Here is a 12,496-nt window from a genome sequence, read left to right on the forward strand (position 1 = left end):
ACCACCCGCTCCTCGGTCTGCCCCTCCACCAGCAGGGCGATCTGCCTCATCTGATCCCCTCCAGAACCGAGGGCCGCCCGCCGAGCAGGTTCATCTCCCACATGGTCCCGACGGAGAAATCCTCCAGGAAACCAGCGAGTTCCTCAGGGTTCGGTCGGGTGGCGACGGTGGCCCCGTTCCGGCGTTCCAGGACCACCACCTCCGCCAGGTCGAAGTGGGACAGCAGAGGAACCGACTGGGTGGCAAGTATCACGCGGTGCCCGGTGCGGCCTGCGATGTGCACCATCTCGGCCAGGACCGTGATGGCGGCCGGGTGCAGGCCCAGCTCCGGTTCGTCCAGCACGACGGTGCTGGGCAGGTCCGGCCCCAGCAGCAGGGTCGCCAGGCAGATGAAACGCAGGGTGCCGTCGCTGGCCTCCCGGGCCATGAAGGTGCGGTCCATGCCCTGCTGACGCCACCGCAGACGAATCCGCTCCGTGCCGGGATTGGGCTCCAGCACGAAGTCGTCGAAGAAGGGGGTGACGTGCCGGACCGCGGTCACGATGTCTCGGTAGTGCTGCGGGTGCTGCTGCTTGACGCGCAGCAGGTAGGCCGCGATGTTCCCGGCATCCGATCTGAGCGCGATGTCGTCGCCCACCGTCGACCAGCCCTTGACCGGGGCACCTGCGCTGACATCGTCGAAGTGGAAGACCCGGCACCCGGCCAACAGCTGCGTGACGTGGCGGGCGAAGTTGCGCTGCCACTCGTCCTCGGCCTGTTCCGTCACACGGCGGGCCCGGCTGCTGGTTGCCTCCACGGGCACCCCGTCGTGGAAACGCACCCTGAGCTCTCGATCATCGAGGAAGAACCACTCCTTCAGCATGGCCCGATCGTCATCCGCGGGCCTCAGCTCCACCCGGTAACCACAGGTGCAGTTGTGCTCATCAGGGGTGGAGTGCACCTCGATCCGCGAGACGGGTGCCCTGCCGTCGGTCCCCTCGAAGATGAGCCCGTCCATCCCACCTCGGTTGAGGATCTGCTGCTGGAACGAGTCGTCCCAGATGCGGGAGATCAGCTCCAGGGCACCGATCACGTTCGACTTGCCCGAGCCGTTGGCCCCGATCAGGACCGTGACATCCGTGGTGACCTCCAGGTCCAGCTCCCTCACCGAGCCCAGACCCTCGATGACGAGCCGTCCCAACCTCGCAGTGGTCATCCCCTCACCTTAGCGGGTGCGCGGATGGGTCACAGGACTGTCATCACCGCGCACCCCTGAGCACGAATCGCCGTTCTGCTTGATTTTGGACCGTTTCACAGGGGGCCTCGAGCAGGCAGAACGGCGATTCGTGCCCATGGGGAGGGGCTGGGGGAGTTGGCAGCTAGCGGCGCTGTTCGTGCGTCCTCGCGCACCCTCGTGTGTCCTCGCGCGTCCTCCCAGCGAGTGCCCAGACGACGGGGCGGCCCCGGGTGGGACCGCCCCGTCGTCTGGGTTCAGCGGATCAGAAGCCGCCCATGCCACCCATCTCGTCCATGCCGGGAGCGCCAGCAGCGGGAGCCTTCTCCGGCTTGTCCGCGATGACGGCCTCGGTGGTGAGGAACAGGGCCGCGATGGAGGCCGCGTTCTGCAGAGCGGAACGGGTCACCTTGGCCGGATCGATGATCCCGGCGTCGACCATGTCCACGTACTCACCGGTCGCGGCGTTGAGGCCGTGCCCCTTCTCCAGCCCCGCGACCTTCTCCGCGACGACGCCACCCTCCAGGCCGGCGTTCAGCGCGATCTGGCGCAGCGGGGCCTGGGCGGCGGCGAAGACGATGTTGGCACCCACCAGCTCGTCGTCGTCCAGCCCCTCGACCTTGGCGGCCTTCGCGGCCTGCAGCAGCGCGACGCCACCGCCGGGCACGATGCCCTCCTCGACAGCGGCCTTGGCGTTGCGCACGGCATCCTCGATGCGGTGCTTGCGCTCCTTCAGCTCCACCTCGGTGGCGGCACCGACCTTGATGACGGCCACACCACCGGCCAGCTTGGCCAGCCGCTCCTGCAGCTTCTCGCGGTCGTACTCGGAATCGGAGTTCTCGATCTCCTTGCGGATCTGCGCGACGCGGCCCTCGATCTGGGCCTGCTCGCCACCACCGTCGACGATGGTGCACTCGTCCTTGGTGACGATGACCTGACGGGCGGTGCCCAGCAGGTCCAGGGTCACGCCGTCGAGCGACAGGCCGACCTCCTCGGAGACCACCTGGCCGCCGGTGAGGATGGCGATGTCGGCCAGCATGGCCTTGCGGCGGTCACCGAAGCCCGGGGCCTTGACAGCGATGGACTTGAAGGTGCCCCGGATCTTGTTGACGATCAGACCGGCCAGGGCCTCGCCCTCGACGTCCTCGGCCACCACCAGCAGCGGCTTGCCGGACTGCATGACCTTCTCCAGCACCGGCAGGAGGTCCTTCAGCGAGGAGATCTTGGAGTTGACGATGAGCACGTAGGCGTCATCGAGGGTGGCCTCCATCCGCTCCGCGTCGGTGACGAAGTAGGGGGAGATGTAGCCCTTGTCGAAGCGCATGCCCTCGGTCAGCTCGAGCTCCAGCCCGAAGGTGTTCGACTCCTCGACGGTGATGACGCCTTCCTTGCCGACCTTGTCCATCGCCTCGGCGATGATCTCGCCGACGGTCGGATCAGCGGCCGAGATGGACGCGGTCGCAGCGATCTGCTCCTTGGTCTCCACGTCGATGGCCATCTCCGACAGCTCGGCCGCGATGGCGGCGACGGCGGTCTCGATGCCCTTCTTGATGGCGATCGGGTTGCCACCGGCGGTGACGTTGCGCAGTCCCTCACGGACCATCGCCTGGGCCACGACGGTGGCGGTGGTGGTGCCGTCGCCAGCCACGTCGTCGGTCTTCTTGGCGACCTCCTTGACCAGCTCGGCGCCGATCTTCTCGTAGGGGTCGTCCAGTTCGATCTCCTTGGCGATGGAGACACCGTCGTTGGTGATGGTGGGGGCGCCCCACTTCTTCTCCAGCACGACGTTGCGGCCCTTGGGGCCGAGGGTGACCTTCACCGCGTCGGCGAGGGTGTTCATGCCCCGCTCCAGCCCGCGGCGGGCCTCTTCGTTGAATTCAATCAGCTTTGCCATGGTGCTTCGGGAGTCCTCCCGTCCAGCCGGGGGTGACCCCGGAATCCTGTTCACAGTTCCTGGGAAGGCACGGTGCCCGCGACGGACGGCCCCAAGGGACCTCACCAGTCTTCCGCTGGCACTCATGTGGGATGAGTGCCAGCACCCAAGTTAGCACTCAACCCAAAGAGTGCCAACACATGGCACCTCCGGAGGACATGCACACTTTTCTGTACAGCAGGAGGTGCAGGATGACAACCTTGACCTGCACGGAATCCCGAGCCAGGTACGCAGAGGTGCTCGACGCCGTGGTGGACGACCGCGAGGAGATCGTCATCACACGCTCCACTCACGACCCGGTGGTGACCGTCTCCCTGGCCGAGTACGAATCACTCCGCGAAACTGCCATGCTGCTCCGCTCCCCCGCGAACGCACGCCGCTTGCTGGATGCGGTGGAGCGGCTGGAGTCCGGCGGTGGCACGGTGCACGACCTGCTCGAGGACGACTGAGATGGACCTCGCTTGGGACGACACCGCGTGGGAGGACTACCTCTGGTGGCAGGCGCAGGATCGCCGCGTCCTGAAGCGGATCAACCAGCTGGTGCGAGACATCCAGCGCAACGGCAACGAAGGCATCGGCACACCCGAGGCGCTGCGTCACGGACTGACTGGCCACTGGTCCCGTCGGATCACCGACGAGCACCGGCTCGTGTACCGGATCGAAGCCGACCATGTGGGAATCGCCGCCTGCCGTTACCACTACGGCTGAGCAGCCGAGCAGTACCATCCGAGCATGACGAAGCGGCAGGCCCCGGCTGAGAAGAAGGCTCTCGACCGCAGACGGCGGATCGACTCGTGGGGCGAGAACCAGAAGTCGTCGCGCCGCAACATCCCGTTGAGGCGACGGCGACTCGAGAAGGCCCATCGTCGACGGGTCAGCGCTGAGCTACGGCTGGGGGTCGACGCCGAGCCGGGCGCGATCCGTCGCGAGGCGATGCACAAGTGGGCCGGGGAGACCCTGGCGGATGCGATCGATCGAAAACTCCGGCGTCGTTCCCGGGATGCCGCTGAGCCCCGTCGCAGCGTTTCCACCAGGCTCCGCCGGGCCGCCCGTCGGCGGCACAGGTCGAGGCACTGAAGGGGACACCACGATCTGGCTGCGCAACCTGGCCAACCTGGCCAACCTCAGCACCCCGCTGGGGCTGGTGCTCGCCGTCGCCTTCCGGGGGCGGCTGCGGAGGGCAGAGGGCCTGATCTGGGCCGAGCACGCCCACGTACCGCTGCCCGCCGGGGCGATCACCGTCGGCTCGGTGGTGCTCATCCCTCGTCAGGGCCTGGACGATCTCATCGCCTGGAACCCCGAGGTGGTGGGGCACGAGTCGGAGCACGCCTGGCAGTACGCCTACTGCCTCGGACTGCCGTTCATCCCCGCCTACCTGATGACGATGGCGTGGTCGTGGCTGCGCACCGGCGACCGAGCGGCTGCGAACCACTTCGAGGTGCAGGCCGGGCTGGTCGAGGGCGGCTACCGGGAGCTTCCCACACGGCCACTCCGCGACGGGCTGCGGGAGCTGCGACGGCTCACCAGCCGGGCAGTCGGACGAGTGCGTGCCGCATTCCGACGAGCTCCTCGTCGATGATCTCCGCGATCGTGTCCCAGTCTCCGCCTGCCAACCCGGCCCCGATCAGCGGGTAGCCGATCCGAGCATCCGGGAAATCACGCGCCACCGCCCGGAACACCGAGCGCATGGCGTCGTGGTCGACCTTCGGTCCCCTGCCCCGATAGGTGAACTGGGTGTAGGCATTGACGACGGTGAAACTCACGCCGTCGCGTTCGACGAGGGCGCTGGAGTACGTGCCGAGTTTCCCCCGGTCGCCGCGTTCGGTGGCCAGATCAGCCTGCCACGCCTCGGGGAAGTGCTGCTTGATCGCCCTGGCGATGCCAGCTCCCATCGTGACGAAACAGTTGCAGCCGTGCACGATGACGTCGAACTCCCCGGCGAGGGCGAGCCCGATCAGGTCCCCCGTGATGGTCCTCACGTCGTCTCACTCCGCCCCGAAGGGACCATGCACTCCCTCAAGGTAGTACCAGCGCTGATCCTCCTGGATGAAATAACTGACCTCCTGCAGGACCCGGGCCTCGCCGTCCTCCTCGTAGTGGGCGACGAGGCCCACCGATCCGGCGCGATCCCAGGCCCGACCATCCGTGCGATCCTTGACGACCAGCCCGGTCCACCTCGCCCCGCCGAAATCGATCCGCTCTGGGCGGGTCTCCGGGTACCAGCTGGCCAGCAGGTACGCCTCGTCACGCAGCACGTAGGCCGTGTAGCGGGAACGCATCAGGGCGAGGGCGGTCGCGGCCGGACGCGAACCGTCGAGGATCGGACCGCAGCACCTGTCGAAGGGGCGGCCGGTGTCGCAGTGGCAGGCCTCGGACATGGATTCACCCCTGGAGGCGACGGGCCGAACGCGCGGCCTGACGCTGGGAACGGACCCTGCGCAGCCGCTTCACGAGCAGCGGCTTGTGCTCCAACGCGGCGGGGTCGTCGAGCAGTTCGTTGAGGCGCTGGTAGTAGCGGGTGGCGGAGCAGCCGAACCGCTCCATGATGGCCTGGTCCTTCGGCACGTCCAAGGTGAACCAGCGTTCCTCGAAGTCCAGCATCGCGGCGTCACGTTCACTCAGGGTGGTCTGGATGGCGGCCTCAGTCATGCCATGAAGCCTACGCCACCGTGGGCACGAATCACATCGGTGTCATTCCCGTGGACCTCGGTGTCCTCCGTTCGGTGGTCCGGCTTGAGAAGGTCCACCGGAGCCGGTTCACTTGAGGCACGACCACTGAGAGGAACAGATGCTTGAGCTGAGCGGAGTGCGCCAGAGCTACGCCTGGGGTACCACCGACGGGATCGCGCACCTGCTGGGCCAGGAGAGCGACGGTGCTCCCTGGGCGGAGCAGTGGTTCGGCGCGCACCCGTTCGGGGACTCCCCGACCGCCGACGGCGAGACACTGGCCGGGCACCTGGCCCGGCGACCGGATCATCTGGGAACGGCCTGCATCGACACCTTCGGGGTGCGACTGCCCTTCCTCATCAAGCTGCTGTCAGCGGCGACGCCACTCAGCCTGCAGGCCCACCCGTCACGGGAGCAGGCCCGGGAAGGGCACGCCCGGGAGTCGCTGCTGGGGGTACCGCTGTCCGCAGCCGAGCGCTCCTTCAAGGACGACTGGCCCAAGCCGGAGACCATCGTCGCGTTGAGTCCGTTCGAGGCACTGGTCGGTTTCCGTGACCCCCACCTGACCGCCGACCTGTTCGAGGCCCTCGGCGTGGGCGACGCCCTGGCCTCGGTGATCAGGCCGCTGCGGGACCGGGAGGGTGCCCCCGCCCTGCAGGAGGTGTTCCTCGACGTGCTGAGCCTCGGGGAACGCCAGCACCTGGTCAACGAGGTCCTGGCAGCCGCCGTGAAGCACCTCGACGCCCCCGGCGAGCTCGGGGTCTTCGCCCGCACCGCCGTCGAGATCGACGAGTCCCACCCCTCCGATCCCGGGATCCTCGCAGCCCTGCTGCTCAACCACTTCTGCCTGGAGCCCGGGCAGTCGTTGACCCTCTCCCCGGGAATCATGCACAGCTACCTCAGGGGCACCTGCGTGGAGGTGATGGCCAACTCCGACAACGTGCTGCGTGGCGGGCTCACCACCAAGCACATCGATGTGGACGGCCTGCTGCAGGTGGTGAACTTCGAGCCGGTGCCGATCACCGTCGACACCCCCCACGGCTCCGACGGCACCTACGTGTTCCCATCGCGCTTCGAGGAGTTCGAGCTGTGGCTGCAGCAGCCGACCTCCTGCAACGAGCTCCAGGTGCCTCGCGACGACTCCGCCCGGATCGCGCTGGTCACCTCCGGCGAGTTCCGGCTGCGCACCGAACAGCACCAGGTGACACTCAGCCCCGGCCACGCGGTGTTCATCCCCGCCCACGAGGTGGTCGGGGCCACCGGTCACGGGCAGATGTTCATCGCGGCTTCGGGGGTGTGACTTGTTCACCCCCGTTTCCGCGGGCACAATGTAGCGACTGCCTCCGTAGCTCAGCGGCCAGAGCGCTCGCCTTGTAAGCGAGTGGTCGAGGGTTCGACTCCCTCCGGGGGCTCCACGACGGCGAGTGCTCGACAGGGGCGAGGCAGCACGGGCACAATGACGGACCATGACGCCTGAGCCGAGCCAGTGGGCCCGCATGATCGCGGCCGACCCCGACCACTCCCACCGCTACATCCAACGCTTCAAGAACATGGAGGCCGCGGGGCACGACCTCTACGGCGAGGCCCGGCTCATCGACGCGATGGCCACCCGCGGCTCACGCATCCTGGACGCGGGCTGCGGCCCGGGCAGGCACTGCGGCTGGCTCCACGAGCGTGGGCACGAGGTGGTGGGGGTGGACCTCGACCCGGTGCTGATCGACGCCGCCCGGCAGGACCACCCGGGTCCCACCTACGTGGTGGGAGACCTGGCCGAGCTCGACCTGGCCGGCCACGGCATCACAGCCGACTTCGACCTGATCTTCAGCGCGGGCAACGTCATGGGATTCCTCGCGCCGTCGACCCGCATCGAGGTGCTGCGCCGTCTGGGAGCCCATCTCGCTGTCGATGGCCGCGTCGTGATCGGTTTCGGCGCGGGACGTGGCTACGACTTCTCCGAGTTCATGGGCGACGCCGAGACCGCCGGTCTGGTGGCGCAGCAGGCCTACTCCACCTGGGACCTGCGCCCGTTCCAGCCTGACAGCACCTTCCTGGTCGCCGTCTTCGGGGCTGCTCACACCAACGCGGCGTAACGCTCGCGGATGTCGGCAGGCATGTGGGCCAGGTGGTCCTCGAGGGTGAGCTGGACCTCCTGGACCGTCGGGCCCTGTGCCGGCGGACGACACCCCCACGCCCGGTCACACAGCGTCACCAGGGCGTCGCCGTCGACCAGGTCCATCCCGACGGCCTCGGCATAGGCCAGCGCCTCCTTGCTGAAGGTCGCCGTGGTCACCACGAGCAGTCGGTCCGCACCCTCGACGGCCCCTGCCCCGAACAGTTTCTGCAGCACCGGCCGTCCCACTGACTGGGCCGGGTGGAAGCACTTGCACTCCACGAGTGTCTTGCCACCGGGCCCGAACATCCTGAGGTCGAAACCACCATCGGCGATCGCTGGGGTGACCTCCACCCGGTGTCCGAGCTCCCGGTACAGCTCCGCACAGAACTGCTCGAAACGCGTCGGTTCGGCTGCGAAACGGTGGTAGATGTGGTTGCGGCTCGCCCCGCAGACCCGCAGCCCTTCCTGTTCGTTGAGGAGGGCGAGTTTCTCCGCCTCCTCCCCGGACAACGCGATCACGTGACCGCGTCCACGCAGTGCCACGACGAGGTCGTAGAACCTCATCACCGACCGGGAGGACAGCCGCCACCGCCCCAACTCCAGCGTCGAGAAGTCCTCGACGACCTCGTTGGTGCGGTACCTGCGGTTGCGCGTCCCGTCCTTCCTCGCCACCTGCCAACGGGGATAGGCCAGCACGAACGTCCCCTGGTCGCGTTCCGGCCTCGCCCGCCGCACCCGGAAGCCGCGTGGAATCCGGACCCCGAGCTCCCGTGTCGCCTGGAGACGACGGATCGCCCGCGCGAGCAGCGTGACCACCCACACCACTGCGACCGTACCGAGCAGCACCGCCCCCACCCACAGCACCGGCGCCAGGACCCCTCCCACGGAGTCCCAGATGCCCGCCACCACGTCATTGAACATCCTGCTGTCCCCCTATCAGCCAGGGGCAGCATAGTGCTCAGCGGCGTCGGTGACGCAGAACCGCGCAGCAACGGTGGCGGGAGGGCATCGGTCAGATCGGTCTCCAGGAAGGTTCCCGGCCCGTGAACCCGAGGAACCGGTCCAGCTGCGGGGCGTCGTCAGCGACGACGACCTCCTCACCGAACCAGTCGCCGCCCCGTGATTCGGGGGTCACCACCTGCCGGAGGACCTCATGGGCTGCCCTGACCGCCGTCTCGTCGGGGCGCCACTGCTGTCCTGTCGAGATGGCGATGTCCCAGCCGTGGGCCAGGTACTCGCCGAGGATCATCACCAGCGCGATCTCCCCGGGCATCCCCTCACCGCCGATCCGAAACGGTCGATCCGCGGCCCCACCACGCACCGCATCGACCAACCTCACCGACGCCCTCCGAATCCGTTGCGCAGCCTCGGCAGGCGTGACCCACACCTCGTCGGCATCACCGGCCGGAACCTCACCGTCACTGCTGGCGTAGCCCACCGCGAAGGCCTCCAGCCAACCGACGACGTGCCCGAGCAGAGCCGTGAGGTCGTACTGGGAGCAGGGTGTGGGCGCACTCTCCTGCCCGGGCGCGATGCGCTGCGTCACGACGGCCAGGGCGTCGAGGACCGGCACCAGGTGATCAAGGGTCCGTTGAATGGTCGTGTTCATGCCTCCCAGCGTGGCGTCACCACGAGGTCACGTCTTGAACAAAGGCGACACGGTAGCGTGACCGCATGACCACGGACCCGATCATCCAGGACAGCCGTGGGATCCTTGATCCCGGCCGGATGCGGGAGTTCGTGGACTTCACCCGGTTCGATCCGCCGAGGCCACTGGAGGGGATCGTCCAGTGGTTCTGGGCGGTGACGTGGGACCTGCCCAAGGGCATCGAGTTCACCCAGCCGGTGCTGTCCCATCCGTGTGGGAACCTCAGCGTCGGCCCACGTTCCACCCGGGGCCTTGACGACGACACCGTCGAGGCCACGGTCGTGGGGGTGGCCACCCGGGTGGACCACCGCCGACTCCGGGGACATGGCTGGAACGTCGCCGCCAAGCTCGAACCGGGAGCTCTCGGGGCCTTCCTGGAGATGGATGCGGCTGAATTGACGAACCGGGTCGTCCCGATGGGTCAGGTGCTGGACCTCGATGCTGTCGGGTTGACCCGTGACCTCGAGATCATGGCCGACAACGCCTCGCGGGCCGCCCGGCTGGGAGAGATCCTCAGCACCGTGCTCGCCTCGCGTGATGCGGCTCGCCTGCAGGCAGCCCATGAGTGTGCCCGGATCGCGGGACGGATCGCACGGGACCGCGGCATCCGAGGGGTCACCGACCTGGCGCGCTGCGTCGCCTTCCACCCGCGTACCCTGCAGCGGATGTTCCGGCAGCATGCCGGGGTCACGCCGTCGTGGATGATCCGTCGATACCGGTTGATCGACGCCGCCGATGCGGCCCGCTCCGGAAATCCACCCTCGTGGGGAGAGCTGGCGGCCGAACTCGGCTACGCCGACCAGGCGCACCTGTCACGCGAGTTCTCCGCCACCATCGGGATGCCCCCCTCCCGCTATGCGGCCTCGGTGACCGTGCTCACCCCTTCCGACCCTGCCGCCTCGAGACGCTGAACACGACGAAGATCAGCAGGGCGATGGAGATGTAGCCCGCGATCTTGGCGTAGTACTCCAGGGCCTGGACGATGGGCTCCCCGAACATCCATCCCAGGTTGTAGTACAGCCCCAGCCACACGGTGCTGGCCAGGAAGTCGTAGAGCAGGAACTTCCACAGCTTGAGTCCGGTGGCACCGGAGAGCACGAAGACCACCTGCATGATGGGCAGCGGGATCGGGACGTAGGCGATGAGGAACCCGAACGGCCCCAGTTTGTGGGCCCACCGTTCAGCGACGGCGTAGCTCTTCGCGGCGCGTGCGCTGCGCCCGGCCCAGACCTCGATCATGCCGCGCCCCCACAGTCGGCCCGCCCACCAGAAGATCCAGTCCAGTTTGATGCTGGCCACGGCGGCGACGGCGAACACGATGAGCGCATGGGGCATCGCCCCCTGGGAGGAGAGCGCCCCGACGGTGGCGATGGCGGTTCGGCTGCCGGAGATCATGGCCAGGACGTCGGGGGCGCGGACGATCAACCAGGCCCGAAGCGGCAGCATCACCAGGCCGTAGACCGCCACGAGGCCGAACCACGTCATGCAGGCGATGTCGGCCCGGCCCGGCTTCTGCTTCCAGGGCATGCCCTCGTCCTGCCACCACTCGGTGGCCTCGGTGTCCTCGCCCCGGGGTTCCTGCTCGTCGCTCACCTGAGCGATGGTACGCGACCCCGCGACAATTCACCGGGGGGCTTCCGCCGAGCGAAACCGAGCTGTTAGCCTTGTCAATCGGAAGGACCCTTCCACCACTACGGATCGTCGGGCACGTACCTGCCCGTGGAAAGGAATGTGGCATGGCCACCGTCAGCTACCGCGAAGCCTCGCGCGTCTACCCCGGTTCCGACCGTGCAGCGGTCAACAAGCTCAACCTCGAGATCGCCGACGGCGAGTTCATGGTTCTCGTCGGCCCGTCGGGTTGCGGCAAGTCCACCTCGCTGCGCATGCTCGCCGGCCTCGAGGAGGTCAACTCCGGCAACATCTTCATCGGCGACCGTGACGTCACCGACCTTCCCCCGAAGGACCGCGACATCGCGATGGTCTTCCAGAACTACGCTCTGTACCCCCACATGACGGTGGCGGACAACATGGGCTTCGCCCTGAAGATGCAGAACGTGCCGAAGGCCGAGCGCGACCAGCGCGTCAAGGAGGCCGCCCACCTTCTCGGCCTGGAGGACTTCCTGTCCCGCAAGCCGAAGGCCCTCTCCGGTGGTCAGCGTCAGCGCGTGGCCATGGGTCGCGCCATCGTGCGTCAGCCGCAGGTCTTCCTCATGGATGAGCCGCTGTCGAACCTCGACGCCAAGCTCCGCGTCTCCACCCGCACCCAGATCGCCGCTCTGCAGCGTCGCCTCGGCGTCACCACCGTCTACGTCACCCACGACCAGGTGGAGGCCATGACGATGGGGGATCGCGTCGCGGTGATGAAGGACGGCATCCTGCAGCAGGTCGACTCCCCGCTGGCCCTGTACGACACCCCGAAGAACCTCTTCGTGGCCGGCTTCATCGGTTCCCCCGCCATGAACCTCATGGAGGGCACCGTCGTCGACGGTGGCGTCAAGATCGGTGACTACGTGGTGCCGGTCGCCCGTGAGATCCTGGACCGCGCCCCGGGCGAGAAGACCCTCACCCTCGGCATCCGTCCCGAGGCCCTGCACATCGCGGCCGACGGCAACGGCATCGGTCTGGACGTCGCGGTGGTCGAGGAGCTCGGCGCCGACTCCTACCTGTACGGCACCCTGGCCGGTCTGCCCGAGGACCAGCTGGTCGGCGCTCAGCAGATCGTCGCCCGCATCGGTGCCCGCCAGTCGCCTGCCAAGGGTGACGTGGTCCGCCTCGCGGCCGACCCGTCGTCGGTGCACGTGTTCAGCAACGAGACCCAGGAGCGCATCTCCTGATCGTCTCCTCGAAAGGGGGCTCCCGCAGTTGGCGCGGGAGCCCCCTTTCGTGCGCAGCGACGAACCAGACGCCCTCTCCCCACCGCGC

16 protein-coding genes and 1 tRNA gene are annotated in these 12,496 nt (G+C 67.9%); 9 read left to right on the plus strand and 8 right to left on the minus strand.

Annotated elements, in window-relative coordinates; translation table 11 throughout:
• Window positions 1–46 precede the first annotated feature (46 nt).
• Complete coding sequence (locus EII34_RS03960; protein ID WP_124843153.1) at window positions 47–1,195, minus strand: AAA family ATPase; 1,149 nt, start codon at window positions 1,193–1,195, stop codon at window positions 47–49.
• Window positions 1,196–1,478: 283 nt separating this feature from the next.
• Window positions 1,479–3,107, minus strand: coding sequence for a chaperonin GroEL (groL, locus tag EII34_RS03965; RefSeq protein WP_124843155.1), 1,629 nt, complete (start codon window positions 3,105–3,107; stop codon window positions 1,479–1,481).
• A 230-nt stretch (window positions 3,108–3,337) separates the two neighbouring features.
• On the opposite strand from groL, the gene EII34_RS03970 reads away from it, so the two are divergent.
• The 4 genes from EII34_RS03970 to EII34_RS15885 are packed head-to-tail and all read left to right on the plus strand — an operon-like array spanning window position 3,338 to window position 4,725.
• Window positions 3,338–3,595: a type II toxin-antitoxin system Phd/YefM family antitoxin gene (locus tag EII34_RS03970; RefSeq protein WP_124843157.1), complete on the plus strand. Its 258-nt coding sequence runs from the start codon at window positions 3,338–3,340 to the stop codon at window positions 3,593–3,595.
• Window position 3,596: 1 nt separating this feature from the next.
• Window positions 3,597–3,854, plus strand: coding sequence for a Txe/YoeB family addiction module toxin (locus EII34_RS03975; protein ID WP_124843159.1), 258 nt, complete (start codon window positions 3,597–3,599; stop codon window positions 3,852–3,854).
• A 24-nt stretch (window positions 3,855–3,878) separates the two neighbouring features.
• Window positions 3,879–4,223, plus strand: coding sequence for a hypothetical protein (locus EII34_RS03980; protein WP_124843161.1), 345 nt, complete (start codon window positions 3,879–3,881; stop codon window positions 4,221–4,223).
• A complete protein-coding gene (locus tag EII34_RS15885; protein WP_185711164.1) occupies window positions 4,111–4,725 on the plus strand; it encodes a hypothetical protein in 615 nt (204 codons plus the stop codon). The genes EII34_RS03980 and EII34_RS15885 overlap by 113 nt, the downstream gene beginning before the upstream one ends.
• On the opposite strand, the gene EII34_RS03990 is transcribed toward EII34_RS15885, so the two are convergent.
• Genes EII34_RS03990 through EII34_RS04000 form a run of 3 tightly spaced genes read right to left on the minus strand, consistent with a single transcriptional unit; the run spans window position 4,667 to window position 5,795 of the window.
• A complete protein-coding gene (locus EII34_RS03990; RefSeq protein ID WP_124843163.1) occupies window positions 4,667–5,125 on the minus strand; it encodes a macro domain-containing protein in 459 nt (152 codons plus the stop codon). The two genes, EII34_RS15885 and EII34_RS03990, sit on opposite strands and share 59 nt — an antisense overlap.
• A 6-nt stretch (window positions 5,126–5,131) precedes the next feature.
• Window positions 5,132–5,524 carry a YchJ family protein gene (locus EII34_RS03995; RefSeq protein ID WP_124843165.1) on the minus strand — a complete coding sequence of 131 codons (393 nt, stop codon included), beginning with the start codon at window positions 5,522–5,524 and terminating at the stop codon, window positions 5,132–5,134.
• A 4-nt stretch (window positions 5,525–5,528) separates the two neighbouring features.
• Window positions 5,529–5,795, minus strand: coding sequence for a DUF3263 domain-containing protein (locus EII34_RS04000; protein WP_124843167.1), 267 nt, complete (start codon window positions 5,793–5,795; stop codon window positions 5,529–5,531).
• A 139-nt stretch (window positions 5,796–5,934) separates the two neighbouring features.
• Here EII34_RS04000 and manA point away from each other — a divergent pair, with 139 nt between their 5' ends.
• The 3 genes from manA (at window position 5,935) to EII34_RS04015 (ending at window position 7,903) form a co-directional block, all read left to right on the plus strand.
• Window positions 5,935–7,113 (plus strand): mannose-6-phosphate isomerase, class I, encoded by a 1,179-nt coding sequence (gene manA / locus EII34_RS04005; RefSeq protein ID WP_124843169.1) that lies wholly within the window; start codon window positions 5,935–5,937, stop codon window positions 7,111–7,113.
• Window positions 7,114–7,152: 39 nt separating this feature from the next.
• A tRNA-Thr gene (locus tag EII34_RS04010) sits at window positions 7,153–7,228 on the plus strand.
• A 51-nt stretch (window positions 7,229–7,279) separates the two neighbouring features.
• Window positions 7,280–7,903: a class I SAM-dependent methyltransferase gene (locus EII34_RS04015; protein WP_124843171.1), complete on the plus strand. Its 624-nt coding sequence runs from the start codon at window positions 7,280–7,282 to the stop codon at window positions 7,901–7,903.
• On the opposite strand, the gene EII34_RS04020 is transcribed toward EII34_RS04015, so the two are convergent.
• A complete protein-coding gene (locus tag EII34_RS04020) occupies window positions 7,885–8,847 on the minus strand; it encodes a restriction endonuclease (RefSeq protein WP_124843173.1) in 963 nt (320 codons plus the stop codon). The two genes, EII34_RS04015 and EII34_RS04020, sit on opposite strands and share 19 nt — an antisense overlap.
• 91 nt (window positions 8,848–8,938) lie before the next feature.
• Complete coding sequence (locus EII34_RS04025) at window positions 8,939–9,535, minus strand: TIGR03086 family metal-binding protein (RefSeq protein WP_124843175.1); 597 nt, start codon at window positions 9,533–9,535, stop codon at window positions 8,939–8,941.
• Window positions 9,536–9,600: 65 nt separating this feature from the next.
• On the opposite strand from EII34_RS04025, the gene EII34_RS04030 reads away from it, so the two are divergent.
• The gene (locus EII34_RS04030) at window positions 9,601–10,485 is read left to right on the plus strand and encodes a helix-turn-helix transcriptional regulator (RefSeq protein WP_124843177.1); all 885 of its coding nucleotides are present in this window, start codon (window positions 9,601–9,603) and stop codon (window positions 10,483–10,485) included.
• On the opposite strand, the gene EII34_RS04035 is transcribed toward EII34_RS04030, so the two are convergent.
• Complete coding sequence (locus EII34_RS04035; RefSeq protein WP_260425045.1) at window positions 10,451–11,167, minus strand: DedA family protein; 717 nt, start codon at window positions 11,165–11,167, stop codon at window positions 10,451–10,453. The genes EII34_RS04030 and EII34_RS04035 overlap by 35 nt on opposite strands.
• 143 nt (window positions 11,168–11,310) lie before the next feature.
• Between EII34_RS04035 and EII34_RS04040 the strand changes: the two genes are divergently transcribed.
• The gene (locus tag EII34_RS04040; RefSeq protein WP_124843179.1) at window positions 11,311–12,408 is read left to right on the plus strand and encodes an ABC transporter ATP-binding protein; all 1,098 of its coding nucleotides are present in this window, start codon (window positions 11,311–11,313) and stop codon (window positions 12,406–12,408) included.
• Window positions 12,409–12,496: the final 88 nt, after the last annotated feature.

It is taken from the genome of Arachnia propionica (assembly GCF_003859805.1).
In the GTDB taxonomy this organism is placed as follows: Bacteria; Actinomycetota; Actinomycetes; order Propionibacteriales; family Propionibacteriaceae; genus Arachnia; species Arachnia propionica_C.

What these genes read in the sequence shown, in the direction of transcription:
- EII34_RS03975 (WP_124843159.1), top strand. Translation starts at nt 3,597, where the DNA reads ATGGACCTCGCTTGGGACGACACCGCGTGGGAGGACTACCTCTGGTGG.
- EII34_RS04020 (WP_124843173.1), bottom strand. Translation starts at nt 8,847, where the DNA reads ATGTTCAATGACGTGGTGGCGGGCATCTGGGACTCCGTGGGAGGGGTC.
- EII34_RS04000 (WP_124843167.1), bottom strand. Translation starts at nt 5,795, where the DNA reads ATGACTGAGGCCGCCATCCAGACCACCCTGAGTGAACGTGACGCCGCG.
- EII34_RS03970 (WP_124843157.1), top strand. Translation starts at nt 3,338, where the DNA reads ATGACAACCTTGACCTGCACGGAATCCCGAGCCAGGTACGCAGAGGTG.
- EII34_RS04040 (WP_124843179.1), top strand. Translation starts at nt 11,311, where the DNA reads ATGGCCACCGTCAGCTACCGCGAAGCCTCGCGCGTCTACCCCGGTTCC.
- EII34_RS03995 (WP_124843165.1), bottom strand. Translation starts at nt 5,524, where the DNA reads ATGTCCGAGGCCTGCCACTGCGACACCGGCCGCCCCTTCGACAGGTGC.
- manA (WP_124843169.1), top strand. Translation starts at nt 5,935, where the DNA reads ATGCTTGAGCTGAGCGGAGTGCGCCAGAGCTACGCCTGGGGTACCACC.
- EII34_RS04025 (WP_124843175.1), bottom strand. Translation starts at nt 9,535, where the DNA reads ATGAACACGACCATTCAACGGACCCTTGATCACCTGGTGCCGGTCCTC.
- groL (WP_124843155.1), bottom strand. Translation starts at nt 3,107, where the DNA reads ATGGCAAAGCTGATTGAATTCAACGAAGAGGCCCGCCGCGGGCTGGAG.
- EII34_RS04030 (WP_124843177.1), top strand. Translation starts at nt 9,601, where the DNA reads ATGACCACGGACCCGATCATCCAGGACAGCCGTGGGATCCTTGATCCC.
- EII34_RS04015 (WP_124843171.1), top strand. Translation starts at nt 7,280, where the DNA reads ATGACGCCTGAGCCGAGCCAGTGGGCCCGCATGATCGCGGCCGACCCC.
- EII34_RS03960 (WP_124843153.1), bottom strand. Translation starts at nt 1,195, where the DNA reads ATGACCACTGCGAGGTTGGGACGGCTCGTCATCGAGGGTCTGGGCTCG.
- EII34_RS15885 (WP_185711164.1), top strand. Translation starts at nt 4,111, where the DNA reads ATGCGATCGATCGAAAACTCCGGCGTCGTTCCCGGGATGCCGCTGAGC.
- EII34_RS03980 (WP_124843161.1), top strand. Translation starts at nt 3,879, where the DNA reads ATGACGAAGCGGCAGGCCCCGGCTGAGAAGAAGGCTCTCGACCGCAGA.